The 26426-nt window shown below is 60.4% G+C and carries 22 protein-coding genes; 15 read left to right on the plus strand and 7 right to left on the minus strand.

What is annotated here, in order from left to right; translation table 11 throughout:
- Positions 1–181: 181 nt before the first annotated feature.
- On the minus strand, positions 182–388 hold the full coding sequence (locus FHT85_RS10535; RefSeq protein WP_015339216.1) for a hypothetical protein: 207 nt from the start codon (positions 386–388) through the stop codon (positions 182–184).
- 522 nt (positions 389–910) lie between these two features.
- On the opposite strand from FHT85_RS10535, the gene FHT85_RS10540 reads away from it, so the two are divergent.
- Positions 911–1078, plus strand: coding sequence for a hypothetical protein (locus tag FHT85_RS10540; RefSeq protein ID WP_015339217.1), 168 nt, complete (start codon positions 911–913; stop codon positions 1076–1078).
- A gap of 146 nt (positions 1079–1224) precedes the next feature.
- On the opposite strand, the gene FHT85_RS10545 is transcribed toward FHT85_RS10540, so the two are convergent.
- The 3 genes from FHT85_RS10545 to FHT85_RS10555 form a co-directional block, all read right to left on the minus strand.
- Positions 1225–1773, minus strand: a complete 549-nt coding sequence (locus FHT85_RS10545) for a DUF1254 domain-containing protein (protein ID WP_112335632.1) — start codon at positions 1771–1773, stop codon at positions 1225–1227.
- Positions 1766–2353 carry a DUF1214 domain-containing protein gene (locus FHT85_RS10550; RefSeq protein ID WP_112335633.1) on the minus strand — a complete coding sequence of 196 codons (588 nt, stop codon included), beginning with the start codon at positions 2351–2353 and terminating at the stop codon, positions 1766–1768. The genes FHT85_RS10545 and FHT85_RS10550 overlap by 8 nt, the downstream gene beginning before the upstream one ends.
- A 214-nt stretch (positions 2354–2567) precedes the next feature.
- Positions 2568–4787 (minus strand): transglycosylase domain-containing protein, encoded by a 2220-nt coding sequence (locus FHT85_RS10555; RefSeq protein WP_112412342.1) that lies wholly within the window; start codon positions 4785–4787, stop codon positions 2568–2570.
- 164 nt (positions 4788–4951) lie between these two features.
- On the opposite strand from FHT85_RS10555, the gene FHT85_RS10560 reads away from it, so the two are divergent.
- The gene (locus FHT85_RS10560) at positions 4952–5440 is read left to right on the plus strand and encodes a YcgN family cysteine cluster protein (protein ID WP_112412474.1); all 489 of its coding nucleotides are present in this window, start codon (positions 4952–4954) and stop codon (positions 5438–5440) included.
- Here the strand turns inward: FHT85_RS10560 and FHT85_RS10565 are convergent.
- Entirely contained in the window at positions 5418–5747 is a 330-nt protein-coding gene (locus FHT85_RS10565; protein ID WP_112412475.1) for an MmcQ/YjbR family DNA-binding protein, read from the minus strand. The two genes, FHT85_RS10560 and FHT85_RS10565, sit on opposite strands and share 23 nt — an antisense overlap.
- Before the next feature lie 148 nt (positions 5748–5895).
- Between FHT85_RS10565 and FHT85_RS10570 the strand changes: the two genes are divergently transcribed.
- From FHT85_RS10570 to FHT85_RS10630, 13 genes are all read left to right on the plus strand, one after another.
- Positions 5896–6204 (plus strand): Dabb family protein, encoded by a 309-nt coding sequence (locus tag FHT85_RS10570; RefSeq protein WP_112412341.1) that lies wholly within the window; start codon positions 5896–5898, stop codon positions 6202–6204.
- Positions 6205–6769: 565 nt separating this feature from the next.
- The gene (locus tag FHT85_RS10575; RefSeq protein ID WP_015339224.1) at positions 6770–7024 is read left to right on the plus strand and encodes a hypothetical protein; all 255 of its coding nucleotides are present in this window, start codon (positions 6770–6772) and stop codon (positions 7022–7024) included.
- Between the two features lie 122 nt (positions 7025–7146).
- Positions 7147–7818, plus strand: coding sequence for a response regulator transcription factor (locus FHT85_RS10580; protein ID WP_015339225.1), 672 nt, complete (start codon positions 7147–7149; stop codon positions 7816–7818).
- Complete coding sequence (locus FHT85_RS10585; RefSeq protein WP_112412340.1) at positions 7808–9205, plus strand: sensor histidine kinase; 1398 nt, start codon at positions 7808–7810, stop codon at positions 9203–9205. Before FHT85_RS10580 ends, FHT85_RS10585 begins: the two co-directional genes overlap by 11 nt.
- Positions 9206–9296: 91 nt before the next feature.
- On the plus strand, positions 9297–9728 hold the full coding sequence (locus FHT85_RS10590; RefSeq protein WP_112412339.1) for a hypothetical protein: 432 nt from the start codon (positions 9297–9299) through the stop codon (positions 9726–9728).
- A 95-nt stretch (positions 9729–9823) separates the two neighbouring features.
- The gene (ccmI, locus tag FHT85_RS10595; protein WP_112335638.1) at positions 9824–10966 is read left to right on the plus strand and encodes a c-type cytochrome biogenesis protein CcmI; all 1143 of its coding nucleotides are present in this window, start codon (positions 9824–9826) and stop codon (positions 10964–10966) included.
- Complete coding sequence (gene ccmE, locus FHT85_RS10600) at positions 10963–11412, plus strand: cytochrome c maturation protein CcmE (RefSeq protein WP_112412338.1); 450 nt, start codon at positions 10963–10965, stop codon at positions 11410–11412. The genes ccmI and ccmE overlap by 4 nt, the downstream gene beginning before the upstream one ends.
- A complete protein-coding gene (locus tag FHT85_RS10605) occupies positions 11409–13397 on the plus strand; it encodes a heme lyase CcmF/NrfE family subunit (RefSeq protein ID WP_112412337.1) in 1989 nt (662 codons plus the stop codon). The genes ccmE and FHT85_RS10605 overlap by 4 nt, the downstream gene beginning before the upstream one ends.
- Before the next feature lie 269 nt (positions 13398–13666).
- The gene (locus tag FHT85_RS10610) at positions 13667–14104 is read left to right on the plus strand and encodes a cytochrome c-type biogenesis protein CcmH (protein WP_112412336.1); all 438 of its coding nucleotides are present in this window, start codon (positions 13667–13669) and stop codon (positions 14102–14104) included.
- A 168-nt stretch (positions 14105–14272) separates the two neighbouring features.
- On the plus strand, positions 14273–15826 hold the full coding sequence (locus tag FHT85_RS10615; RefSeq protein WP_112412335.1) for a Do family serine endopeptidase: 1554 nt from the start codon (positions 14273–14275) through the stop codon (positions 15824–15826).
- Positions 15827–15930: 104 nt separating this feature from the next.
- Complete coding sequence (locus tag FHT85_RS10620; protein WP_041677311.1) at positions 15931–16689, plus strand: response regulator transcription factor; 759 nt, start codon at positions 15931–15933, stop codon at positions 16687–16689.
- Complete coding sequence (locus tag FHT85_RS10625) at positions 16686–18101, plus strand: sensor histidine kinase (protein ID WP_112335643.1); 1416 nt, start codon at positions 16686–16688, stop codon at positions 18099–18101. The genes FHT85_RS10620 and FHT85_RS10625 overlap by 4 nt, the downstream gene beginning before the upstream one ends.
- A 41-nt stretch (positions 18102–18142) precedes the next feature.
- A complete protein-coding gene (locus tag FHT85_RS10630) occupies positions 18143–21103 on the plus strand; it encodes a bifunctional [glutamine synthetase] adenylyltransferase/[glutamine synthetase]-adenylyl-L-tyrosine phosphorylase (protein WP_112412334.1) in 2961 nt (986 codons plus the stop codon).
- On the opposite strand, the gene FHT85_RS10635 is transcribed toward FHT85_RS10630, so the two are convergent.
- Positions 21104–23419, minus strand: a complete 2316-nt coding sequence (locus FHT85_RS10635; protein WP_112412333.1) for a PAS domain-containing sensor histidine kinase — start codon at positions 23417–23419, stop codon at positions 21104–21106.
- A gap of 229 nt (positions 23420–23648) precedes the next feature.
- On the minus strand, positions 23649–26297 hold the full coding sequence (pepN, locus tag FHT85_RS10640) for an aminopeptidase N (protein ID WP_112412332.1): 2649 nt from the start codon (positions 26295–26297) through the stop codon (positions 23649–23651).
- Positions 26298–26426: the final 129 nt, after the last annotated feature.

The raw sequence follows: 26426 nt of genomic DNA on the forward strand, positions 1-26426 counted from the left end.
TGCAGCGGCATTTTGTCCGCATGGACGGCAGTTTGGGCGCAAGCGGGCCTGTGGAAAACCTTTCTCAGTATAGGCGCCCATAGCGAAATTCAACCTATGAGTGCTTCCGTTGCCGAGATAGTCAAAAGCATGTCACTCGCTGCAAAAGCGGAGATCCGGCCTCTTGATGCTGATGGATTCTTTAGATGCCCTTATGCTCGCGCAAGGCCGCGAGCAGCTTTTCCGAGGTGTTGTAGCCGGATTGAAAAAGGCCGATTGCCGCCGTGGCCGCGAACTGGGCTTCCGTACTTTTAATATCGATCCGCTTTTCCAGGCACCACCCGTCCAGCGCATTACGCAGGACCGTGACATCCTCCGGTGAAAAGACGGAACTGCCCGTCGCAAACATTGATTGCCCTCGAATTTCAATTCTTACATTACGTTAATTTTTCGTGAGCGCAAATAATATTTGTGTGACGCTTTTCTGCAACGCGATGCCTCTCGTTCTATTGCGTGGAAGCGCAGCGTCACAGTTAAGTATGTAATATTATTAAACTTTATTGGGAAGTTGGCTGTTGGAATTTTTCCGCTGGTGATGAAACCAAAACTGTCGCCGGAGCGTTAATAGGGCATGACGAACGATACCGGAAATGACACGCGACGAGAATTAGCATTCTGTTAACTGCGATATGTATGAATTCCGATTGACAGCAGCCATTGGCAGAATGTGATCGAGTGTAAGACAGCATGGGAGCCAAAAATCGGTGCTCATGCCACGGTGTAAGGGAAATGCCGTGAGAAGGCGTAGATGCCTCCATCGAAGCCCTAGCAGAGAGGCTGGATGGGAGGGTAGCGCTAGCCCGCTTCAGCAGCGGGCAGGGTGAAATCCAGTCGCAGGTTCATCCGTCTCGAGACGTTAATGGAGACGAGAATGGCAAAGATCATATCTCTTTCGGATTGGCGTTTGCGTCTGCCGCCGCGCGCCCAGAAGGAACCGGTGGAGGCGAGAATACTCTTGTTCACCGGCGTGCGTTACGAACATCTTGATACGCCAACGCATCGGCCCGGCGCGGGACCGAAGCGGGCAAAAGGGAAATAATCACTTCAAACGAGTAAGTGCGCAGTGCATTCGCGCGCACTTGCCGGCTGCGGCCGCAATCAGCTGTTCCGCGCTCATACCGGCAGTTATCCCGGATCAACCTAGCTCCAGCCGCTTAATTGATGGCCTTCGGTTCCAGGAATATCTCAGCCATTATCGAATTCATCGCACCCGGCTTGGGAGAGAAATTCTCTGGCCGCATCGTCGAAGCTTGCCTGCGGCGCCATCGTGCGTAGGACCGCATAGCCTTGAGACCGCGGCACTTCCACTAGGATCGATTGGGCAAGGGCGGGCGGTAGTGCCTTGCGTATGCCCGTCAGCTGAACGGGGGATGCAAGCAGCAGGTCGAGCGCTCCGCCGACCGAGGTGCGGTCGCTCATGCTGAACACTTCATTGGATGCCGCGTCATAGATGGCAAGCGACCAGAACGGCACTTTGCCCTTCGCGGTCAGGTGAACGGGCGTATCCTCGATGTCGAAGGCGCAGACGGCCGTGCGGATGTAGGGATCAGTGTTGGAAAGTCCCGCGTCATCGTCCTTGTTGTCGAGCATATAGAAATGGTTCTCGTCACCTTCGTCCGACACACGTGTATAGGCGTCACGATCGGAGAAGTGCGGCAGCGACAGAATGATGATGATATGCAGCAGTACCGCACCGAATAGGCCGGTCAGAATCGCAAAGACGAATCTAAACATTGCCGCATCCGATCTTCTCGAGTTTCGGCATACCGAGATCGATCAGGCCGGAATTGCTGGCCGCCGGCGAATCCAGGAGTGTCCATACCAGACGGAAATTCCCGGCCGTCGGCAAGGCAAGCCAGTTGCCCGCCTGCGCAGAGGATGAAACGGTGATGTTAAAAGTTGAATCCGGCTTGCGCAGCACCACCCAGGAATTGATTGTGGAGGGACGGCCGGCAGCATCCTCGATCGGCCGGCCGTCATTGCCGGCGATGAAGAGGGTCCATAGTCTCGCCGGCGGCGTCTGGCCGCTGATGCGGTAGGTGCAATTTGCGGTCAGCCGCGCTTTGCCGTCATCGTCGGAGGCAGTAAACACCAGCCCCTCGGCAGTACCGTAAAGCAGCCTTCCCGCACGTGCTCGATGCGATTTCGCATAAGGGTCCGCATCCGCCGTCTGCATTTCGGGGAAAGCCTGCCAGGCGCCAAGCTTAATCGCGCCAAAGCCGGAGGTGGCATCCAGCGCCAGAAGCGTGAACACGATCCCGCCGCCAAAGGCGATGACAAGCGAAAGCGCAACAAGAAGGGGAACTCGGAACACCTGGGATCGTCCTCGTGACAAATCAGTGCCGATTTATTCCTGATTCTGGCGGTAGGGGGAAGGGCAAGCCACTATTTACGGCTGTCTTGAGAACAATGGCGAAGATCGGGAATAGCAGCGGACATGCAAAACACCGGCCTCCATCCTTCAGTTCGACCGCGGGTTTGCCACTGTCATCTGCGTCGCGCCGCGGCGCATTTTCTGGGGGAACTGGTCATTCAGGCGCTGTCGTGTTGCGATGCTCCGCCGTCGCCACCTTCTGCGCCCCGAGTGGTGTTGCGGCCTTCAGCCTTTCGCCGATATCGCGCAGGATGCTCGTGGAGTCGACCGAAAGCGAGCGCGGACGCACCAATGGCGGCAGGCCGCCACTGGCGGGGTCGGCGGGCTTCTTGGCGGCAACGGTTTGCGGCTTCTGTACCGGGAACGGCGTGGCGATGCCCGGGATGGGCTTCAGCACGATGCCCTGATTGGCGTAATCCATGATCTTCTTGAAGGTCATGGCCGGCAGGGTGCCGCCCGTCATGTTGTTGGTGGAGGTATAGTCGTCGTTGCCGAACCAGACCGCGCAGGTGTAATTGCCCGTAAAGCCGATGAACCAGGCGTCGCGATAGGCCTGAGTGGTGCCGGTCTTGCCGCCGACCACGATGCCGTTGTCGAGGGCTGCCTTGCGGCCGGTGCCGATCACCGGAACCTGCGTCAGCATCTGGTTCATGTAGGACGTGGCTTTTTCGCTGAGAACCCGTTTTGCAGGGAACTCGTCGTGACTGAAATCGTAGAGCACCCTGCCGTCATAGCCGGTGATCTGCTCGATGCCGTGACGCCGCGACTGCATGCCGTTGGCCGGGAAGACGGCATAGGCGGTCGCCTGGTCGAGAACGGTCACTTCCGATGTGCCGATCGGAATGGTCTTGTCGTTGCGGATCGGCGTCTCGACGCCCATGGCCTTGGCCATGTTGCGGATCGGCTGAATGCCGAATTTCTCCTTGGCGAGCCGTACGGGGATGGTGTTGATCGACTGCGTCAGCGCCTGGGTGAGCGTCACCTTGCCTTCGTAGCGGTTCTCGTAATTGTGCGGGCTCCAGTTGCCCCAGCTGATCGGCGCATCGACGATGGTGGATGTCGGCGTCATGCCGTTCTCCATCGCAACCGAATAGGTATAGATCTTGAAGGATGAACCGGGCTGGCGCAGCGCCTTGGTCGCGCGGTTAAACTGGCTTTCGCCGTAATCGCTGCCGCCGACCATGGCGCGCACGGCGCCGCCGTTTTCGATGACGACGGAGGCACCCTGTTTGGCCTTATAGCGCTCGCCGAATTCCATCAGACTGGATTGGACCGAATCCTCCGCCGCCTTCTGCAGCCCCATATCGATGGTGGTGCGCACGATCAGCGAGCGCTCGGGGAACCGGTTTGAAAGCCGCTGTACCTCGTCAAAGGCCCAGTCGAGGAAATAATCCGGGGATTCGATCTGGGCGCGGTCGACCACTGAAGCCGGGTTGCGCCGCGCGGCGACGACCTGTCCCTCGGTCATAAGCCCGCTCTGCACGAGATTGGACAGCACGTCGTTGGCGCGGGCACGCGCTGCCGGCAGGTTGACATGCGGCGCATATTTCGCCGGCGCCTTGAAGAGGCCGGCGAGCATTGCAGCTTCGGCCAGATTGACGTCGGTGATGCTCTTGCCGAAATAGAATTGCGCCGCCGCCGCTGCGCCGAAGGTGCCGCCGCCCATATAGGTGCGGTCGAGATAGAGGCTCAGGATCTCCTTCTTGGAGAGATTGGCCTCGAGCCAGATCGCCAGGAAGGCTTCCTTGACCTTGCGTTCGATGGAGCGCTCGTTGCTGAGGAAGATGTTCTTGGCAAGCTGCTGCGTCAGCGTCGAACCGCCTTGGACGACACCGCCGGCTTGCGCATTGACGGTCACCGCGCGGAACAGGCCGATCACATCGATGCCGAAATGGTCGAAGAAGCGCCGGTCCTCGGTCGCAAGCACCGCCTTGATGAAATAATCCGGCAGCTGGTCGACCGGCACGGAATTCTCGTGAATAATACCGCGATGGCCGATGACATTGCCGTAGCGGTCGAGGAAGGTGACGGCGAAATTGCCGCGGTTGCGCCAGTCGCCCTGTGTGGCCTCGAAGGCCGGCATGGCGAGCATCAGCATGACGACGGAACCGGCTGTTCCCAGCGTCAGGCCTTCACCGAGCAATTCGAAAAAGATACGTTTCCAGCCGCGAACGCGGAAGCGGCGGAAGAAGATGGTGATCTCTTCCCACGCCTCGGCGAGACCGAAGCCGGCATTCCATAAAGTGGAATCGATCCATGAATCGAGGCGCAAAAAGAAATAGCGCTTCCGACGCCGTGGCTTTTCGGCCCCGTTATCCCTTGGCGTCTCGGGCGCCATCTTCGGCCCGTTTTCTGGATTGGATGGGTCTTCCACGCTCTACTTCCCGACCACATTACTGCCGCGTGTCTCCTTGTGGCACACGCAAAGCCCATTATCTCATAGAACGGCTAATTGAATAATTGGTTGATTTAGAGAAAAGAACAAGAGACATGCATGCCGCAGCCCGAATTCCCCTTGGCCGGGCGAGGACGATGATGATGACAGACGAGATACCCTTCTGGAAAAGCAAGACCCTGACGGAGATGAGCCCGTCGGAATGGGAGAGCCTTTGCGACGGCTGTGGCCTCTGTTGTCTCAACAAGCTCGAGGAGTGGGATAGCGGCGACGTCTATTTCACCTCGATCCGCTGCAAGCTGATGGATGACGAGAGCTGTCGTTGCACCAGCTATCCAAATCGTTGGGATTTCGTGCCGGATTGCGTGCAACTGACGCCCGAGAAAGTGCCGGAGCTGGAATGGCTGCCGCCCACATGCGCCTACCGCCTCGTCAACGAGGGCCGCGATCTCTATTGGTGGCATCCGTTGATCTCGGGCGATCCGGAAACGGTGCATATAGCGGGTGTCTCCGCCCAAGGGCGCACCATCAGCGAAAACGATGTCGCTCTCGATGACTTCGAGGATTATGTCGTCGACTGGCCGCTGACCGTCGAGGACGACATGATGCCTAATCCTCCGGCAAAGCCATAGATTTCGGCGCTGTATTCCGCCAGGCCTGACGCACCAGCATTCTGACCTCCTCGTTTCCGGCATCGCGATGGAAAAGTCGCGTCCACCCTCTTCGGCCCCAGCTGCCGGGCACGGCGGCGACATGTTCAGGCATGATGGTCGAAGCCATCTGCTGCTGGTCCGGCGTCAACTTGACGACGCAGAAATCCGGTCCCCGAAGTGTCATGAAGATCTTGCCCCGCACGCGAAAGTCACGGGTTCCGAAGTGTGAGCTCTCTGCTGCCTCCGGCAGGCCAAGGGCAAGGGATATAAGGTCCTCGTCGGTCATGCCGCGATGATAACACGCCGCGCCGCCACGCCGTAAATGGGCGTCTGCGTCGACGAAACGCTTCGGGAAGTGAAGGGCCCCGTTTATTGAATTGCACCCATACGCATGGTATCGCGCGATGCCCCGCATATGCACAAGGAGCCGCCGCGTGATCCGTCATATCGTCTTCTTCACCGTTCCCGATCGCGCCAGGCTTGAGGAGGTCCGTTCCGGCCTCTCGATCCTCACGGCCATTCCGCATGCGCGGCTTTTGGAGATCGGCACGAACGTCAAGACAGATCAGCTCGGAACAGAAGTCGATCTGGTGGTCTACGGCGAATTCGACGACGAGGCGGCATTGGCGGCTTACAAGGCCCATCCGAATTACCAGCGCTCCATCAAGCGCGTTCGTCCGCTGCGCGAAATGCGCATTGCGGCTGACTATGAGACGGTGACGGCCGTCCGTGAACCTTTCTGAACGTCTGGCCCCGCAGAACCATTTCCCGCCAGCCCTTTCAACGGATTGAGCACGCGAGCGGAATCGGATTGTCGGCAACCGGATTCTCGGCTTGAGGTTCTTGAATCAACTTTTGAAGCTCCGGATTCAACTTGAGAAGAGATCGCGGCAAGCGATTCAAAGGACTCAAGGAAATCGCCACGCCTTATGTCGATAAGACGCTTGCAGGCCGGTTGCATTGGCCACGAAAGGCGACGTTTCATCCCGCCTCTATGAACCGATGATAAGCAAGAATGATTAAAAATGGCTAAGCCTGCGGCTCCGGGCGTGTGGTGCCCGCGAACGCGGATACGCATCGATTCACGCATATCGCCGATAGATTGTATGGATGCGGCGCTCCGGAACGACAGCCGGTTGCCGTTGTCACGCTATGGCAGATTCGCATTCAATAATTTCAAATGGTTAGATCATCAGTCAGATGACCCCGACGCATAGTCGGCCGAAAATTACAGCCCATTCATTTGCCATTCAGACGTGTTTGGGTAAATAATCGGCCAAGTTCATATCCCTGTGGGAAGCCCGAAGCATGGCCTCATTTTCAAGCATAGCAGCAGCGGCTCTCGTTCTGGCCGGCTCGTCTGTTCTGCCGGCGCCAGCGCCGACGTCGACCCTGGTCGCGCGTGCCAACAGCGATTGTAGTGAGGCCGCTGACGAGGTGGTCGCCAAGACCGGCGGTCAGCTTCTCTCGGTACAACCATCCGGCGACAGCTGCATCATCACTGTCCTTGTGCAGGGCAACGGCCAGCGTCCGCGCAAGGTGACGATGAAGGTGCCGATGTGATTCCCGCGCATTTTGATGCCACCTAAAGCCTTGAATCTTACACGAAATCTTATTGTTTCCGTGATTCCACTGCGCCACGATTTGCGGTACTGTTTATCGAACCGGGGAAATTGGATTTAGAGATGCGCATTCTCATAGTCGAAGACGATATCAACTTGAACCGTCAGCTTGCCGAGGCCTTGAAGGAGGCAGGCTATGTGGTCGATACGGCCTTTGATGGCGAGGAAGGGCATTTCCTCGGCGATACCGAGCCTTACGATGCGATCATCCTCGATATCGGCTTGCCTGAAATGGATGGCATCACAGTGCTTGAGAAATGGCGCGGCGCCGGACGCACAGTGCCGGTGCTGCTTCTGACGGCGCGTGACCGCTGGAGCGACAAGGTGGCAGGCATCGACGCCGGCGCCGACGACTACGTCGCCAAGCCCTTCCATGTCGAGGAAGTGCTCGCTCGCATCCGCGCTCTCATCCGCCGCGCCGCCGGCCATGCCTCTTCGGAAATCGTCTGCGGCCCGGTGCGGCTCGACACCAAGAGCTCGAAGGCAACTGTCGACGGCAAGCCGCTAAAGCTCACCTCGCACGAATATCGCCTGCTTGCCTATCTCATGCATCACAAGGGGGAGGTCGTCTCACGCACCGAGCTGGTCGAGCATATGTACGATCAGGATTTCGATCGGGATTCCAATACGATCGAGGTATTTGTCGGTCGTCTGCGCAAGAAGATGGGTGTCGACCTGATCGAAACGGTTCGCGGCCTTGGTTACAGAATCCAAGCTCCGACCAATGCGAATTAAGTCGCTCACCGCTCGCGTCCTGCTGCTGACCACGCTTTGGTCCGCCGTGGCGCTGGTGGTGATCGGCCTCGTCATCTCGAATATCTATCGCAAGAGCGCCGAGCGCGGTTTCCAGGACCTGTTGCGCGCGCAGCTCTATAACGTCATCAACTCGGTGACGATCGGCGACCAGGGCACATTGTCAGGCAGCCCGCAGCTCGGTGATTTGCGTTTTGCCCAGCCGAAGACCGGCTGGTACTGGATGGTCGAGCCGCTTGGTACCTATACGGCGACGCCGCTGGTCTCGCCGTCGCTCGGCGCATCGAACCTGCCTGTTCTCTCCGTGCTGGAAGCGCCCTTCGACAAGAATTACGAACGCTATTACATCGTCACCGATGCCTTCGGAAACCGCGTCCAGGTAGCCGAAACGGAAGTCGTGCTCGACACGGACGGCCGCGCCGCACGCTTTCGCGTAACAGGCAATGTCGCCGTGGTCGAGGACGACGTCCGCAATTTCTCCCACAGCCTCTACTTCGCACTCGTCGGCTTCGGCGTCGGAAGCTTGATCGTCAATGCGCTCGCCATTCTCTACGGCCTGAAACCGCTCGACAAGGCGCGCGCCGCGCTGGAGCGCATCCGCGCCGGTGAAAGCGAACGCTTGCAGGGCGATTTCCCGCGTGAGATCCTGCCGCTTGCCAATGAGATCAACGCGCTCATCGAGAGCAACCGGCGTATCGTCGAGCGTGCCCGCATGCAGGTCGGCAATCTCGCGCACTCGCTGAAAACGCCGATTGCGGTGCTGCTCAACGAATCCCGCGTCTTGGAGCGCTCACATGGCGATCTGGTGAAGAACCAGGCCGAGGCGATGCAGGGGCAGGTGCAATCCTATCTCAATCGTGCCCGTATCGCCGCTCAGCGCGAATCCGTGCTGGCACGCACCGAGGCCGAGCCGGCGCTGGAGCGACTGGTCCGTGTCATGCGGCGGCTGAACGCCGACAAGGAATTCGAACTCTCCGTCTCGCCCAATCTGGCGCTCGCCATGGAGCAACAGGATCTCGAGGAGACGGTCGGCAATCTCCTCGAAAATGCCGCCCGCTTTGCCGAACACAAGGTGCGTCTGGTTGCAAACGAGGCGCCGGCCGAGGTCAAGGGCATCGATCCGGCGCGGCGCCACTGGGTGGAACTGGTGGTTGAGGACGACGGTCCCGGGCTGGAGCCGGATCAGATCCGCGAAGCCCTGAAGCGCGGGCGCAGACTGGACGAGAGCAAGCCCGGCACGGGGCTTGGGCTTTCGATCGTCAGCGAGATCACCAACGAATATCAAGGCCGTTTCGAGCTCTCCCGGGGTAGCTGGGGCGGGCTTCGGGCAAGCCTAATTTTGCCGGGCCTTATGAAGGATGTTGCGTGAGGAACGGCATGATGCCAAAAGACGTTGTGGGTCATGATGATGCCGCAGCGCAGTACCTATTGGTTTTGCTTTTTGATACTGGTTCGGTTGTATGAAGCTTCGTACCTTTTTCCTGGTCGTCCCCTCTCTTTTCGCCGCCCTTGCGCTTTCTGGTTGCTCGACCACGAGCAGCTTGGGAGGCGGCAAGAGCCTGTTTTCGTCTGCGAAGCCTCCGGCCTCCGCGACCTTCATCAATGCTCTTGATGGTGGCATCGTCGAGCGCACCGGCATCAAGCTCAGCGACAGCGACAAGCAGCGCGCGCTGGAGGCAGAATATAGGGCGCTTGAGACCTCGCCGCTTGGCCAACCCGTGGCATGGAAGGGCAGGAATGCAAGCGGCGAGGTTGTCCCCGCTGCGCCATATCAGGTCGGCTCGCAGAATTGCCGGCAATATACGCATACCCTCACGGTCGACGGCAAGCCGACGACGGCAAGGGGCGCGGCCTGCCGCAATGACGACGGCACCTGGACGCCGCTTGAATAGGCGTCTGCAATGAAAGGCGCGGCCAAACGCCTCAAATCTTCGTCAGATGGCATTTCCCGGTTGGAATAAGCGCCCCGTTAAAGTATTGGGCGTCTATGCTGTTCTGGATTCTCGTGGCCGTTCTTACGGCGGTTGTCGGCGCTGTGCTGCTCTACCCTCTTCTGCGTGGTGCGAAGGAGGCGGAGGGTGGTCGTTCCGGCGAGGCTGAGGTCTATCGCGATCAGCTTCGTGAACTGGAGCGCGATCTTGCCGGCGGCCTCATCTCCGCGCAGGAGGCAGGCTATGCCCGCGCCGAAATAGGACGGCGCCTCATTGCTGCCGCCAAAGACGAGAAGACGGCGGCAAAATCGCCGGCACGTGGCAGCTATCGTCTTGCTCAGGCCTTCATCATCGTCCTTCTTCCGGCCGTTGGTCTCTGTCTTTATCTTGTCAACGGCGATCCCGGCCTGCCGGCGCAGCCGCTGGAAGCGCGGCTGGAGAAGCCAGGAAACGATCTCGCCATCTCGATCGTCAAGATCGAGCAGCATCTGGCCAAGAACCCGGATGACGCCAAGGGCTGGGAAGTCCTGGCACCCATTTATTTCAAGACCAACCGTGTCGGCGATGCGGAGCTTGCCTATCGCAATGTCATCCGTCTGTTGGGGCCGAATGCGGCCCGGCTTGGCGATCTGGGCGAGGTGCTGGTCGTCAAGGCCAATGGCATAGTAACGGCGGAGGCGCGGGACGTGCTGCAGCAATCGCTTGCGCTCGATGCCGCCAATCCGCGCACGCTTTTCTATCTGGCGCTCGCGCTGGAGCAGGAGGGCAAGGCTGCCGATGCGAAGACCGCCTTCGAGGCTCTCGCCAAGCAATCGCCGCCTGACGCGCCCTGGCTTGCTGTCGTCGATCAACACATCGTCAAGAATGGCGGCCAGCCGATGGCGTCGGCAAATGACAAGGCGCCCGGCAATCCGACCGCGGAGGACGTCGCTGCGGCCAATGCGCTGAGCAGCGGCGACCGCCAGCAGATGATCCGCGGCATGGTCGACAGCCTCGATGCCAAGCTCAAGGAAGATCCCAAGAATTTCGAGGGCTGGATGCGGCTAATCCGCTCCTATGCGGTGTTGAATGATCGGGAGCGCGCAGCGGATGCATTGAAGCGCGGTCTCGCGGCCTTTCCGGCCGATGGAGGGGAGGGCCAGCAGCTTCTGGCGCTGGCGAAAGAATTGGGATTGCCGACGGAGGTGACGCAGCAATGACCCGCAAGCAGAAACGTCTGGCTGTGATCGCCGGCGGTATGGGTTTCATCGCCGTTGCCGTGCTGCTCGTGCTGTTCGCCTTCAGCCAGTCGGTCGCCTACTTCTATATGCCGGCGGATCTCGCCAAGACGCCGGTCAATGCCGGGACGCTGATCCGCCTCGGCGGGCTTGTCGGCGAGGGATCGATCGTGCGCGGTCAGGGTACGCAAGTGCAGTTCTCCGTCACGGACGGCACCGACACGATCAAGGTCAAGTATGACGGCATTCTGCCAGACCTGTTCCGCGAAGGGCAGGGTGTGGTGACCGAAGGCAGGTTCGAGCCGGGCAGCGACGTTTTTGTTGCCGACAGCGTGCTCGCCAAGCATGATGAGCGCTATATGCCGAAGCAGGTCGCCGATAAGCTGAAGGCCGATGGCGTCTGGAAGGGCGAGGAGGCCACCCGATGATCATCGAGCTCGGACACTATGCGCTGGTGCTGGCGCTCGCCACCGCACTCATCGTCTCCATCCTTCCGGTGATCGGCGCCAGGCGCGGCGACGCGTCGATGATGGATATCGCCCCCGTCGGCGCGATCGTCATGTTCCTGCTGGTCGCCTTCTCTTTCGGAGTGCTGACCTATGCCTATGTCGCCTCCGATTTCTCCGTCCTCAATGTCTGGGCCAATTCCCATTCGCTGATGCCGCTGGTCTTCAAGATCTCCGGCGTCTGGGGCAATCACGAGGGATCGATGATGCTCTGGCTGTTGATCCTGGCGCTCTTCAGCGCGCTCGTCGCGCTCTTCGGGCGCAATCTGCCCGATGTGCTGCGTGCCAACGTTCTGGCCGTGCAGTCGTGGATCTCCTCGGCCTTCCTGGTCTTCATTCTGCTCACCTCCAATCCGTTCATTCGGCTCAACCCGGCGCCGGCGGAGGGCAAGGATCTCAATCCCGTCCTCCAGGATATCGGTCTGGCGATCCATCCACCCTTGCTCTATCTCGGCTATGTCGGCTTCTCCGTCTGCTTCTCCTTTGCTGTCGCCGCACTTTTGGAAGGTCGCATCGATGCCGCCTGGGCACGTTGGGTCCGCCCCTGGACGCTGGCCGCCTGGAGCTTCCTGACGCTTGGCATCGCCATGGGTTCCTATTGGGCCTATTACGAGCTCGGCTGGGGCGGCTGGTGGTTCTGGGATCCGGTGGAAAATGCCTCCTTCATGCCCTGGCTCGCCGGCACGGCCCTGCTGCATTCGGCGGTTGTCATGGAAAAGCGCGATGCCCTGAAGATCTGGACGGTGTTGCTGGCAATCCTGACGTTTTCGCTGTCGCTGCTCGGTACCTTCCTCGTCCGCTCGGGCGTGCTGACCTCCGTCCATTCCTTCGCCAGCGATCCGACGCGCGGTATCTTCATCCTCTGCATTCTCCTGATCTTCATCGGCGGGGCTTTGTCGCTGTTTGCCCTGCGCGCACCGAAGCTTGCCGCCGGCGGATTGTTCGCGCCGATCTCGCGTGAGGGCGCGCTGGTGTTGAACAACCTGATCCTCACGGTCGCCTGCGGAACGGTGTTGACCGGTACGCTCTATCCGTTGGCCCTCGAAACACTGACCGGTGACAAGATTTCCGTCGGGCCGCCCTTCTTCAACATGACCTTCGGATTGCTGATGACCCCGATCCTCATTGCTGTGCCGTTCGGCCCGCTGCTCGCCTGGAAGCGCGGCGATCTGCTCGGTGCGCTGCAGAGGCTTTATGTCATTGCGGGCCTGGCCTTCCTGGCCGGCCTTGTCCTGTTCTATGTCGAGCATGGTGGGCCGGTGCTTGCCGCTCTCGGCCTCGCCGCCGGCTTCTTCCTGGTCTTCGGCGCCTTGGCCGACCTCTGGTATCGCGCCGGCGTCGGCAAGGTGGCGGCTGGTGTCGCGTGGCGCCGCCTGAGCGGGCTGCCGCGCTCTGCCTTTGGCACGGCGCTTGCCCATGCCGGCCTCGGCATCACTGTCCTCGGCATCGTCGCGGTGACGACCTTCGAGGCGGAACACATCACCAGCATGAAGCCGGGCGAGACAGCCGAGCTCGGCGGCTACAGCCTGCGCTTTGACGGCGTGCAGCCCGGCGTCGGCCCCAATTTCACCGAGGATCGCGCCCACTTCACGGTCAGCCGTGGCGGGGTTGTCTTTGCAGAAATGTCGTCCGCCAAGCGCGTCTTCACTGCAAGCCGCACGGCGACGACAGAATCCGGCATTCTCACCCCAGGTCTCAACCAACTCTATGTATCGGTCGGCGACGTCAGTAAGGACGGCGGCATGGTCGTGCGAATCTGGTGGAAGCCGTTCATTCTCTGCATCTGGCTGGGTGCGCTCATCATGGCGATCGGCGGTTTCGTATCACTTAGCGATCGTCGCCTGCGCGTCGGCGCCCCGAGCCGGAAGGCAAAACCAGCTCGTCCGGCGATGGAGCCGGCCGAATGATGCGTTTGACCGTCTCCCCCTCATCCGCCCCTCCGGGGCACCTTCTCCCCGAGGGGAGAAGGGGAGATTGTCGCTGTCGTACCGGTATCAAAGCAAAACCGGTCAATGAAGGCCGCAGCGGTTTTCCCTTCTCCCCTCGGGGAGAAGGTGCCCAAAGGGCGGTTAAGGGGGTATTTCACCGCAGTAAGGGCAGTGCTCCTTCTTCCTCGGCTGCTGCTGCCGGCGACTTCCTCCCTAAAGGGGGGAAAGTATGGGTGATCCGCTTACTTATGCTGCTGGCATTGCTCTTTGCCGCGGCACCCGCCTTCGCGGTCAACCCGGACGAAGTTTTGCCCGATCCGGCCTTGGAGGCGCGGGCGCGGACGATCTCGGCCGAACTGCGCTGCATGGTCTGCCAGAATCAATCCATCGATGATTCCAATGCCGATCTCGCGCGGGACCTGCGCTTGCTGGTCCGCAAACGCCTGACCGATGGCGACACTGATCAGCAGGTGCTCGATTACATCGTCTCCCGCTATGGCGAGTTCGTGCTGCTCAAGCCGCGCCTAAGCGAAAAGACATACATCCTCTGGGGAGCACCGATCGCGCTCTTCGTAGCGGGCGCATTGGCCCTTGCCGTCTATGCGCGCCGCCGCGCGGGCAAGCCCACCGGTAGCTCTCTGAACGCCGATGAAGAGGCGCAGTTGAAAGATATCCTCGGGAAGTGACGCGGCCGTCGTCTTTCGTCATAACGTTGCATCGATACCTTACATTACGAATTTTTCATGGGGCGGACAGTTCGTTGTAAGGTGCCGTGCCCTATATCTTCCTTATGACGCATCATAGCCGGTTCCGCCCGGCGCAAATCTGACGAGAAACAAAAAGGTAATTCGCATATGTTCAGGAATATCAAGGACACTTTGTCCCGCAGCACTGCTATGAAGGCTTCCGTCGTCGCAGGCCTCGCTGTTGCTGCCTTGGCAACGGGTGTTCCGGCCGTCGTCACCGGTGCCTATGCCGATGCCGTCAATGTCCAGGCGCCGCAGGTTCCGAGCTTCGCCAATGTGGTGGATGCCGTTTCGCCGGCCGTCGTGTCGGTTCGCGTCGAATCCCGTGTCAACTCGGTTGCCGACGAGGATGATTCTTTCGGTCTCGGCCGCGGCTTCGATGACCTTCCGGACGATCACCCGCTGAAGAAGTTCTTCCGCCAGTTCGAGCAGCAGCAGGGCCGCGGCCAGCAGCGCGGCCAGAACCAGCAGAAGAATTCTGACGACAAGGGCCACCTGCGCCCGGTCGCTCAAGGGTCCGGTTTCTTCGTTTCGGAAGATGGCTACATCGTCACCAACAACCACGTCGTTTCCGATGGTGCAGCTTTCGTCGTCGTCCTCAACGACGGCACTGAACTCGACGCCAAGCTCGTCGGCAAGGATAGCCGTACCGATCTCGCTGTCCTGAAAGTCGACCCCAAGGGCAAGAAGTTCACCTATGTCGGTTGGGCCGATGACTCCAAGGTTCGCGTCGGCGACTGGGTCGTTGCCGTCGGTAACCCGTTTGGCCTCGGTGGCACCGTGACCGCAGGTATCGTTTCGGCCCGAGGCCGCGATATCCATTCCGGCCCCTATGACGATTACATCCAGATTGACGCACCGGTGAACAAGGGCAATTCCGGTGGCCCGACCTTCAACCTCAACGGCCAGGTGGTCGGCATCAATACCGCCATCTTCTCGCAGTCCGGCGGCAGCGTCGGCATCGCCTTCGCGATCCCGGCAACCACGGCCAAGGATGTCGTCGCCGACCTGATCAAGACCGGCACGGTTTCGCGCGGCTGGCTCGGCGTTCAGATCCAGCCCGTCACCAAGGATATCGCCGAATCTCTCGGCCTTTCCGAGGCGAGCGGCGCTTTGGTCGTCTCCCCGCAGGACGGCTCGCCGGGCCAGAAGGCCGGCATCAAGAACGGCGACGTCGTCACCGCAGTGAATGGCGACCCCGTCAAGGATCCGCGTGATTTGGCTCGTCGCATCGGCGCGATGCAGCCGGGTTCCAAGGTCGAGGTTTCTATCTGGCGCGCTGGCAAGTCGCAGTCGGTCACGGTTGAGCTCGGCACGCTTCCGGCCGATCAGAACCAGGCCTCGAATGACGACTCGCAGCCGAGCCAGCCGCAGCAGCCGTCCTCCGAGAAGGCCCTGGCTGACCTTGGCCTGACCGTCGGCCCTTCCGATGATGGCAAGGGTGTAGCGATCACGGCCGTCGATCCCGACTCCGATGCCGCTGATAAGGGCGTGAAGGAAGGCGAAAAGATCACGTCGGTCAACAACCAGCAGGTCTCCAACGCCGGCGATATTGCCAAGATCATCGAGCAGGCGAAGAAGGACGGTCGCACCCGCGCCCTGTTCCAGATTCAGTCCGGTGACGGCAGCCGCTTCGTTGCTTTGCCGATCAACGCCGGTTGATCCTTCAGACGGATGAAATGCATTGGGAAAGCCGCGCAGGCCACGGCTTGTGCGGCTTTCCCTTTTAGAACGTGTCAAATGACTGGTTCCAAGGCAGGTGAAAGATGACAACCGCTAGCCAACATGCCGTGAGTTCTCCCGATTCTGGTTGTGCCGAGGCAGCGTCGGCAGGTAATGTCGCTCACATGAAGATTCTGATCATCGAAGACGATCTTGAAGCGGCGGCTTACCTTACCAAGGCGTTTCGCGAGGCCGGCATTGTCGCCGATCACGCGAGCGACGGCGAGAGCGGTCTCTTCATGGCCACCGAGAACACCTACGATGTCGCCATCATCGATCGCATGCTTCCGCGTCGGGACGGGCTGTCTGTTATCAGCGAATTGCGCCGCAAGGGCGTGCATACGCCGGTTCTGATCCTTTCTGCGCTCGGCCAGGTTGACGATCGTGTCACCGGCCTGCGTGCTGGAGGTGACGACTACCTGCCGAAACCCTATGCCTTCAGCGAGCTTCTTGCCCGTGTCGAAGTACTCGGCCGCCGCAAGGGAACGCCGGAGCAGGACGTCCTCTATCGTGTTGGCGATCTGGAACTGGACCGCCTCTCGCACGAGGTGCGCCGTGGCGGCAAGGAAATCCTGCTGCAGCCGCGCGAGTTCCGTCTCCTGGAATATCTGATGAAGAATGCCGGCCAGGTCGTCACCCGCACCATGCTGCTCGAGAATGTCTGGGATTATCATTTCGACCCCCAGACGAACGTCATCGACGTCCACGTTTCGCGCCTGCGCTCCAAGATCGAGAAGGATTTCAGCCAGCCGCTGCTGAAGACCATTCGTGGCGCCGGCTACATGATCAAGGACGAGGGATGAGTCGCTTCCGCGTCCTCTTCAAGTCCACAGCCGTCCGCCTTTCCGCCCTCTACATCCTTCTTTTCTCGCTTTGCGCCGCGACGCTGGTCTTCTACGTCACGGCCATGTCCGAACGGCTGCTGACGGGGCAGATCCGCGATGCCGTTCAGCAGGAGGTCAGCCAGGTCAAGCGTGCCTATGACATCGGCGGGCTGAACCTGCTTCTGCGCACCATGGAGCGTCGCGCCCGCCAGCCGGGTGCCAATCTCTATGTCATTGCGGGTCCTTCCGGTGACATCCTGGCCGGCAACGTCGCTTCCGTACAGCCAGGCGTGCTCGGGCAGGCCGGCTGGACGGAGCTTCCCTTCTCCTACGAGCGCTACACCGACGCCTCCAACGATCCGGAGCGCCGTCATCTGGCAATTGCCAATATCTTCATTCTCGACAATGGCTTGCGTATCCTCATCGGCCGCGACCTCGGCGAGCCGGAGCGCTTCCGCGTGCTTGTGCGCCAGGCGCTGATGCTGGCACTGGCGATTATGGGGCTCGGCGCATTGGTCATCTGGTTCGGTATCGGCCGGAACGCGCTGAAACGCATCGACCGGATGACGGATGCGGGCCGCAAGATCATGGCGGGCGATCTCTCTCAGCGCCTGCCGGTCGGCGGTTCCGGCGACGAGTTCGACCGGATGTCGGCGTCGCTGAATGCCATGCTCGAGCGCATCGAGAAGCTGAACGAAGGGCTGCGGCAGGTCTCCGACAATATCGCCCACGACCTCAAGACCCCGTTGACGCGCCTGCGCAACAAGGCGGCCGATGCGCTCGACAATGCCGATAGCGAAGGCCGCCGCACAGCGCTTGAGGGCATCATCGGCGAATCCGATCAGCTGATCCGCACCTTCAATGCGCTTTTGATGATTTCCCGCGTCGAGGCGGGTTCCGTGGCCGCAGAAATGACTGCGGTCGATCTTTCCTCCATCGTTGCCGATACGGCGGAACTTTACGAGCCGGTGGCGGAAGAGGCGGGTCTGGCGCTCACCGCCGAGATAGAGCCGGAAGTCGAGGTGCAAGGAAACCGCGAGCTGATCGGCCAGGCGCTGTTCAATCTCATCGACAATGCCCTTAAATATGCGTCGGGCTGCAACGGAAAACCGGCGATTACTTTCAAGCTGGCGCGCACGAGCGACGCGGTGACGCTCGCCGTTGCCGATCATGGGCCGGGCATTCCTGCCCATCAGCGTGCCGATGTGGTCAAGCGTTTCTTTCGGCTGGACGAAAGCCGCTCCAAGCCGGGAACAGGCCTTGGCCTTGCGCTGGTGGAAGCCGTGATGGAATTGCATGGCGGCCGGCTGGAGCTTTCCGATACCGATTCCGAAAATCCAGCCGCCAAGGGATTAACGGTCACCATGATCTTCCCCATGCAGAAACAATAGGTTAATCCTGCAGTATCCGCTTGCTGTTTGGGGAGAACTGCATGACGACGACGCAAAGCGATTTGCTGCGGGAGGTCTCGGCCGGGCGGCCGCGGGCGTTGAACCAGACGGAAACGAAGTCTGTACTGGCGGATCTCAAGCAGATCGCCGGAGGCGAGCCCGTCATTGCCGATCTGCTAGCGGGCGAAAGCGCATTGCGGGATTTTGTCGTCGCTGCCCTCACTCTCTCTCCTCATCTGCGGGAAACCGCCAATCTCGAACCGTCTCTTCTGGTCGCCGCCATCGAGAAGCCGCTGTCGCCGCAGATCGAAGCATTGGTCCAAGAAGCTCGGCAAGCCTGGCTGCCGGGGGAGGACGGGGGAGTTTCGCCTTCCGAATCCGAGGTGATGAGCCGCTTGCGCATCGCCAAGCGCCGCGCTGCCTTCCTTGTCGCACTCGCCGATCTCGCTCGCATTTATGATGGCAAGCAGACCACCGGTTGGCTGAGCCGACTCGCCGAGGCCTCTATTTCAGCTGCCATCGACCATCTGCTGCTGTCGTCGCATGAGGCCGGTAAGATCACAGTTCCCCATCCCGCCACTCCGAGCGAAAATTCCGGCCTAATCGTGCTCGGCATGGGCAAGCTCGGAGCGGAAGAACTGAACTATTCCTCCGATATCGATCTGGTCGTCTTCTTCGATGAGACCGCGGGCATCGTTCCCGATCCCGACGACGCCATCGACATCTTCCCGCGGCTGATGCGGCGGCTGGTGCGGATTCTGCAGGAGCGTACGGCAGATGGCTATGTCTTCCGCACCGATCTTCGTCTGCGCCCCGATCCCGGCTCGACGCCGCTCGCGATCCCTGTGGACGCGGCGATGATCTATTACGAGGGTAGGGGGCAGAACTGGGAACGCGCCGCCTTCATCAAGGCGCGGCCCGTCGGTGGCGATATCGCCGCCGGTCAGGCTTTCATCCGCGATCTCGTTCCCTTCGTCTTCCGCAAATATCTGGATTATGCCGCGATATCGGACATCCACTCCATCAAGCGGCAGATTCACGCGCATAAGGGACATGGTGCGATCGCGGTCAAAGGTCACAACGTCAAGCTCGGCCGTGGCGGCATTCGCGAGATCGAGTTCTTCGTGCAGACACAGCAGCTGATCGCCGGCGGTCGCATGCCGGCCTTGCGCAGCCGATCGACGGAGCAGACGCTTGCCGAATTGACCGAGGCAAAGTGGATCGATGCGGAAACCCGCGACGAGCTGACCTCGGCCTACTGGTTCCTGCGCGATGTCGAGCATCGTATCCAGATGGTGCGGGACGAGCAGACGCATCTGCTGCCGGAAACCGATGCCGAGCTGAGGCGCATCGCCTATATGATGGGCTTTGCCGATGTGTCGGCTTTCTCCGAAGCACTGGTGACGACATTGAAGACGGTTGAGCGCCGCTATGCGCGCCTCTTCGAACAGGAAACAAAGCTGTCGAGCGAAACCGGCAACCTCGTTTTCACCGGCCAGGGCGACGATCCGGATACGCTGGAGACGCTGCGGCGCCTCGGCTTCGAGCGACCGTCTGATATCGCCAATGTCATCCGCACCTGGCACTACGGCCGGTATCGCGCCACGCAATCCGTCGAAGCGCGCGAGCGGCTGACGGAACTGACGCCGGAGCTGTTGCGCGTCTTCGGCGAAAGCAAGCGGGCCGACAAGGCTTTGTTGCGCTTTGACAGCTTCATCTCCGGCCTGCCGGCCGGTATCCAGCTCTTCTCGTTGCTCGGAACCAATCCGGCGCTTCTCTCGCTCATCGTCAACATCATGTCGTCGGCACCTAGGCTTGCCGAAATCATCGCGGCTAAGCCGCATGTCTTCGACGGCATGCTTGACCCAAGGCTCATGGCCGAGCTGCCGACGCGCGATTATCTCGCCGAACGCCTGAAAAGCTTCCTGGCCCCGGCGAGGCATTATGAAGAGACGCTCGATTTGCTGCGCATCTTCGCATCTGAACAGCGCTTCCTGATCGGCATTCGCCTGCTGACGGGCGCGATCGGCGGGGCCATGGCGGCCCGCGCCTTCACCTATCTCGCCGATCTGATTGTCGAGGCGGCGCTGGATGCCGTCATGAAGGAAATACGCGCAGCGCACGGTGAATATCCCGGCGGCCGGGTAGCCATTGTCGGCATGGGCAAGCTCGGCAGTTTCGAGCTCTCGGCCGGGTCCGATATCGATATCATCCTGCTTTATGATTACGACGACACGGCAGGCGAATCCGATGGCCCGAAGCCGCTCGATGCGACGCGCTATTTCACCCGCATCACGCAGCGCCTGATCGCAGCCCTTTCGGCGCCGACGGCCGAGGGCGTGCTCTATGAGGTGGACATGCGTTTGCGTCCCTCCGGCAACAAGGGGCCGGTCGCTACGCGCATCAATTCCTTCGAGAAGTACCAGCGCGAGGAAGCCTGGACCTGGGAGCATATGGCGCTTTCGCGGGCACGGCTGATCTGCGGCGACGAGGAGCTGGTGAACGATGCGGAGCGCGTCATCGGCGAGGTTCTTTCGACAAAGAGAGATGTCGCCAAGATCGCTAGGGATGTTCGCGAGATGCGCGGCATGATCGAACAGGAAAAGCCGCCGGAGAGCATTTGGGATCTGAAGCTTATCCCTGGCGGGCTGATCGATATCGAATTCATCGCGCAATATCTGCGGCTGATCGCGTCGGTCCGCGGCGTTGGCATCGATGCAAACGGTCTCAGCACGGCCGAAGCGCTGAAACTGCTCGGCGGCAGCCTGATGGATCGCAACGATCTGGACGTCTGCCTGGAGGCTCTGCAGCTCTATACGGAAGTGTCGCAGCTTATCCGCCTTTGCATCGACGGTACGTTCGATCCGAAAAACACGCCTTCCGGCCTGATCGAGCTGATTTGCCGCGCCGGCGATTGCCCGGATATCCGCACGCTGGAGGCGGAGCTGAAGCGCCTGTCAAAAGCGGTACGAAAAGTATTCCAGGCGACGGTCGGCAGCTGATCAGCTCTGATCCGGTATGCGGATCGCGATCACTGTGCCGATGCCCTCGCGGGAGCGGATGCGCATGCGGCCGTGATGTAAGGCGGTGAGCGATCTGGAAATGGCGAGTCCGAGGCCGGAGCCTCCCTTGCTCTTCGCATATTGGCTCTGCACCTGCTCGAAGGGCTGGCCGATCTTGCTCATGGCCGATTTCGGAATGCCGATGCCTGTATCGGCGATAACGAGCATGACGGCATCCCCGATCCTGCGCGTGCGAACCGAGATACGGCCACCGTCATTGGTGAATTTTACAGCATTGGACAGCAGGTTGAGCACGATCTGCTTCATCGCCCGACGGTCGGCGCTCAGCTTGATGTCGGAAGAGATGCGCTGCTCGACGAGAATGTTCTTCTGCGCTGCCGGAATGCGGGTGAACCGTAGGCATTCCTCGATAAGCGGCGCGAGATTGATCCGCTCGCAGCTGAGTTTCATATGCCCCGCTTCGATCTTCGACATGTCGAGAATGTCGTTGATGACGTTAAGCAGATGCTTGCCGCTGTCGTGAATGTCCTTGGCATATTCATTGTAGCGGGCCGAGCCGAGCGGACCAAACATCTGGTCCTGCAGGATTTCCGAGAAGCCGAGAATGGCGTTGAGCGGCGTGCGCAGCTCATGCGACATGTTGGCCAGGAATTCCGATTTCGCCTTGTTGGCGGCTTCGGCGCGTTCCTTCTCCGCAAGATAATTGGTGTTGGCAGTCGAAAGCTCCGCCTTCTGCTTTTCCAGAATGCGCCGTGATGCCGAGAGGTCGTTGATGGTCGCCATCAGCCGGCGCTCCGATTCGCGAAGCCGCTCCTGATTGCGCTTGAGTTGTGTAATATCGGTGCCGACCGAGACGAGGCCGCCGTCGCGGGTGCGGCGCTCGTTGATCTGCAGCCAGCGCTCGTCGGCAAGCTGCACTTCCGTCGTCTGCGAGTGATTGGAGCGGCCGGGGTCGACGATACGGCGCTCGATGACCGGCCGTGCGGCAGCGGCATTGACGACGGCGCGCTCGGTGCCCGGCACGAGCACATTGTCCGGCAGGCCGTATGCCTGCTGGAAATGAGCGTTGCACATGACCAGGCGATCGTTCTTGTCCCACAGCACGAAGGCTTCGGAAGTGCATTCGATGGCGTCGGCCAGGCGCTGATCGGCCTCTGCATAGCGCTGGGCTAGCCTGTGCTGCTCAGTCACGTCCATGGCGATGCCGATCATGTGGACACGGCCGGAATTGGTCCGGATCACCTGGGCGCGGGCGCGCATCCAGACATAATGTCCCTTGGCATGGCGGATGCGCAGGATTTGATCCACCTGGCCGGCATTGCCGCGGGTGACGGTGCGGGCGAGCATATGCAGGCTGTTGTCGTCCGGGTGCATCAGCCGCGCCGCGTCCGTGAAGGCGAGCGGCCGGTCGGCGACCGGCAACCCGAGCATGTCGTACATCGACCGCGACCAGAAGAACTGGCGGCTGGTGAAATCGAAATCCCAGAGGCCGCAGCGCCCGCGCGACAGTGCCGTTTCGACTCGCAGGTTGGATTCGAGAAAGATTTCGTCCGCATCCCGGGCGCGCTTTACCTGGGTGTAGTAGGCATAGAGAATGACGAGCAGGATGGAGGAGATGCCGGCAAAGAGCGTGACGTTCAGGGTCAGCTCGTCGCGCCAGAGCTTTTCGATCTCATCCATCGATGCGGCCGACAGAATGAAATCGCCTTTGTCGCCGATCAGGGAAATCGCGGCATAATAGGGCTCGCCGCCGATCATGGTTTCGATCACGCCGGCATGATCGCCGAAACTGCGGATGGCCGTTACTTCCGGAAAGAAATCGGAGACCAGCATGCCGATATAGCCGGAGCCGGCGGCCGACGAGCCGAATACACGGCCGCTCGACTGCACCAGCAGGACGAAGGCACCGCTGTCCAGCCGATCCTGCGGCAGGTAGGAGGCGAGCTTCCGCTCCGCGCCGTTGCGGTCGCCGGCCTGGAACAGGCTGGCATCGTTCGAAAAGGCGGCGGCTGCTGCGGCGATGGAAAGCGAGGTCATTCGGCGGGCGGAAGCCGCCATGCGGCTGTGTTCCGTGATCATGCCGAAGAAATGCGAGGCGGCAACGACCATCAGGAAGGAAACGATGAGGACGGGGATGATGCGCTTGAGAATATGTTCCGTCTGCGGAAAACGACGCGAAATCGTCTCCATCCGCACTCCGGTTCGATCAGTAACGCCGCTATGCCAGGATTTCAGACCGTCGAAATTAACACGCAGCCGTCCATCGGCCGCGGTTGCCCGCCGCACGTCCACCATCGCTTTAGCCTTGTCCCTCGTGTGATTCGCTGCGCCGCTCGCCCGAATCTGCCTTAATGAATCATTCGTGATTCGGCTTGTCCAGAGGGTGCGGTAAAACTTTCTTAACCATCTGCGATTTCAGCATATTTTACACACGCAGCGGTAAGTTGCACGCGTTCTGGACTCGTTGAAGCTGAAAAGGCCGATGCAAATCAGCCTTTGAAATCGGTGCGGCGGGTGATCGAAATCACTCCTTGAGGATGCGTTCGACGATATCACGCACGTCGGTCGAAAGACCGGCGGCGCGCTCGATCCGCAACAGCGCCGAGCGAGCATGATCGGCGCGGACGGGTTCGAGCAACCGCCACGAGCGCATCGAGGTCAGGATGCGGGCGGCAAGCTGCGGATTGCGCTGATCGATCTCGAGGATTTCGTCAGCGAGGAAATGGTATCCGGCGCCGTCCGCCCGGCCGAAACCCGTGGGATTTGCAAAGACAAAAGTGCCGATAAGCGAGCGGACGCGATTGGGATTGGTGCGCTTGAAGAGCGGCGTTTCCATGAGCAGCTGGATGCGCTCCAGCGCCCCATCACCCGGGATTGCGGCCTGAATGGCGAACCATTTGTCGATGACGAGCGCATTGTCCGCGAAGCGGTCACGGAAATGCGCAAGCGCTGCCGCCGTCTCCACTGTGTCGGGGAACCGCTGAGCGAGAATGGTCAGCGCGGCGCTGAGATCGGTCATGTTGTTTGCCGCATCATAGGCGGCCTTAGTCCTTGCCGGCGTTTCATCCAGTTGCGACAGATAGCCGAGTGCCGCATTGCGCAGGGCGCGGCGGCCGGCGCTTGCCGCGTCGGGGCTGAACGGTCCCGGCGTCTGCATGCCATCATAAAGCACGGTGAAGACGTCCTCTCCGGCCTCGGCGATGCGCTTGATGATCGTCTGGCGCGCTGCATGGATGGCATCGGGATCATTGTTGCCGCCAAGCTCGCGAGCAATGTCGGATTCACTCGGCAAGGCGAGCGCCTGAGCGCGGAAGGCCGGTTCCAGACTTTCATGGGCTGCGGCAGCCAGCAAGGCGTCGGTGAAGGCCGAGCCGCATGTTATGTCGGCACCCTGGCGGGCATCTCGCGCCGCCTGCAAGAGGTTGGGCAGGCCGAGATCGATCAGCGCCTGCCAGCGGGCGAAATGATCGGTCTCATAGCGGGCGATCAATGCGAGATCCTCAGTGCTCTGGCTGAATTGCAGATTGATCGGCGTCGAGAAGCTGCGATTGAGCGAGAGGACTGGCCGCTGGGGAATACCGTGGAACGTCACCGTTTGCGCCTTCTTTGTCAGGTGCAGCACGTCGTCGGTCAGCTCTGCTCCGGTCACGGATGCCGGCGTGATGAGACCGCCGTCTTCGGCGAGCAAGCCCAGGCGGAGCGGAATGTGCATCGGCTTTTTGACGGTCTGGCCCGGCGTTGCCGGCACCATCTGTTCGAGCGACAGGGTGAATGTCTTGGCATTGGCATCATAAGAGCCCGATGCGGTGACGAGCGGCGTACCGGCCTGATGGTACCAGAGCGAAAACTGCGTAAGATCGCGGCCGCTGACATCCTCGAAACACCTGACGAAATCTTCGATCGTCACCGCCTGTCCGTCGTGCCGATCGAAATAGAGATCCATGCCCTTCTTGAACAGATCGCGGCCAAGCAGCGTCGCGATCATGCGGGTGACCTCGCTGCCCTTCTCGTAGACGGTCGTCGTATAGAAGTTATTGATTTCACGGTATGTCGTCGGCCGCACCGGGTGGGCAAGCGGGCCGCTGTCCTCCGGAAACTGTTCCGACTTCAGGTGACGGACTTCGGCAATCCGCTTGACGGGACGCGAGCGCTGGTCGGCGGAAAATTCGTGATCGCGATAGACTGTCAGGCCTTCCTTGAGGCAGAGCTGGAACCAGTCGCGGCAGGTGATGCGGTTGCCCGTCCAGTTGTGGAAGTATTCATGCGCGATGATGGCTTCGATATTGGCGTAGTCGGCGTCAGTTGCCGTCTCGGGATCGGCCAGAACATACTTGTCGTTGAAGACGTTGAGGCCTTTGTTTTCCATCGCTCCCATGTTGAAGTCCGACACGGCGACGATCATGAAGATGTCAAGATCGTATTCGCGGCCGAACCGCTCTTCGTCCCACTTCATCGAACGCTTCAGCGCGTCCATGGCATAAGTCGCGCGCGGTTCCTTGCCGTGTTCGACATAGATCTTCAGCGCCACCTCACGGCCGGATAACGTCGTGAACGTGTCCTCGACGACACCAAGATCGCCGGCAACGAGCGCGAAGAGATAGCTTGGCTTCGGATGCGGATCGAACCAGGCAGCAAAATGCTTGCCTTCGCCATAGCCGGCGCCACCGAGGAAATTGCCGTTCGACAGCAGCAGCGGGTTTGCTTCCTTGTCGGCGATGATATTGACCGTATAAGGGGCGAGCACATCCGGCCTATCGGGGAAATAGGTGATGCGGCGAAAGCCCTCGGCTTCGCACTGCGTGCAATAGATGCCGCCGGTGCGGTAGAGGCCCATCAACTGAGTGTTGGCTTCCGGATTGATGACGGTCGTGATCGTCAGTTCGAAAGGTGCGCTTTCCGGCAGCTTGCGAACGGTCAGGCTTTCTGGCGTTGCATCATATTGTCCGGCCGGAAGCTCGCTCTGATCGAGCAGTAGGCCGGAGAGAACCAACTCGTCGCCATCAAGCACGAGCGGCGCATTCGCATCGACACCCTCGCGCCGATGGAATATCAGCCGCGTCTCTACCTTAGTTTCTGTCGGATGGAGATCGAAGGTGAGATCCACGCGCTCCAGAACGAAGTCGGTGGGGCGATAGTCTGCCAGATTGATGATCTGGCCGGTGTCTGTGCGCATGGTCTATCCTGATCAGGCTATGCTTTGGCGGGCACGGTCCGAAGCTTTCCTTCGAACCGAAAGTGGCCGCATCATTACATCGAAATCTGAACCAAAGTTAAAGTCATATCGCAACATCAATTTGTTTTG

The organism is Rhizobium sp. BK312 (assembly GCF_014193605.1).
GTDB lineage: Bacteria > Pseudomonadota > Alphaproteobacteria > Rhizobiales > Rhizobiaceae > Rhizobium.

Bases quoted from the DNA above. Each gene is read 5' to 3' on its own strand.
- FHT85_RS10535 (WP_015339216.1), bottom strand. From the start codon at position 388: ATGTTTGCGACGGGCAGTTCCGTCTTTTCACCGGAGGATGTCACGGTC.
- FHT85_RS10540 (WP_015339217.1), top strand. From the start codon at position 911: ATGGCAAAGATCATATCTCTTTCGGATTGGCGTTTGCGTCTGCCGCCG.
- FHT85_RS10545 (WP_112335632.1), bottom strand. From the start codon at position 1,773: ATGTTTAGATTCGTCTTTGCGATTCTGACCGGCCTATTCGGTGCGGTA.
- FHT85_RS10560 (WP_112412474.1), top strand. From the start codon at position 4,952: ATGACAGACGAGATACCCTTCTGGAAAAGCAAGACCCTGACGGAGATG.
- FHT85_RS10565 (WP_112412475.1), bottom strand. From the start codon at position 5,747: ATGACCGACGAGGACCTTATATCCCTTGCCCTTGGCCTGCCGGAGGCA.
- FHT85_RS10575 (WP_015339224.1), top strand. From the start codon at position 6,770: ATGGCCTCATTTTCAAGCATAGCAGCAGCGGCTCTCGTTCTGGCCGGC.
- FHT85_RS10580 (WP_015339225.1), top strand. From the start codon at position 7,147: ATGCGCATTCTCATAGTCGAAGACGATATCAACTTGAACCGTCAGCTT.
- FHT85_RS10585 (WP_112412340.1), top strand. From the start codon at position 7,808: ATGCGAATTAAGTCGCTCACCGCTCGCGTCCTGCTGCTGACCACGCTT.
- FHT85_RS10590 (WP_112412339.1), top strand. From the start codon at position 9,297: ATGAAGCTTCGTACCTTTTTCCTGGTCGTCCCCTCTCTTTTCGCCGCC.
- ccmI (WP_112335638.1), top strand. From the start codon at position 9,824: ATGCTGTTCTGGATTCTCGTGGCCGTTCTTACGGCGGTTGTCGGCGCT.
- ccmE (WP_112412338.1), top strand. From the start codon at position 10,963: ATGACCCGCAAGCAGAAACGTCTGGCTGTGATCGCCGGCGGTATGGGT.
- FHT85_RS10605 (WP_112412337.1), top strand. From the start codon at position 11,409: ATGATCATCGAGCTCGGACACTATGCGCTGGTGCTGGCGCTCGCCACC.
- FHT85_RS10610 (WP_112412336.1), top strand. From the start codon at position 13,667: ATGCTGCTGGCATTGCTCTTTGCCGCGGCACCCGCCTTCGCGGTCAAC.
- FHT85_RS10615 (WP_112412335.1), top strand. From the start codon at position 14,273: ATGTTCAGGAATATCAAGGACACTTTGTCCCGCAGCACTGCTATGAAG.
- FHT85_RS10620 (WP_041677311.1), top strand. From the start codon at position 15,931: ATGACAACCGCTAGCCAACATGCCGTGAGTTCTCCCGATTCTGGTTGT.
- FHT85_RS10625 (WP_112335643.1), top strand. From the start codon at position 16,686: ATGAGTCGCTTCCGCGTCCTCTTCAAGTCCACAGCCGTCCGCCTTTCC.
- FHT85_RS10630 (WP_112412334.1), top strand. From the start codon at position 18,143: ATGACGACGACGCAAAGCGATTTGCTGCGGGAGGTCTCGGCCGGGCGG.
- FHT85_RS10635 (WP_112412333.1), bottom strand. From the start codon at position 23,419: ATGGTGGACGTGCGGCGGGCAACCGCGGCCGATGGACGGCTGCGTGTT.
- pepN (WP_112412332.1), bottom strand. From the start codon at position 26,297: ATGCGCACAGACACCGGCCAGATCATCAATCTGGCAGACTATCGCCCC.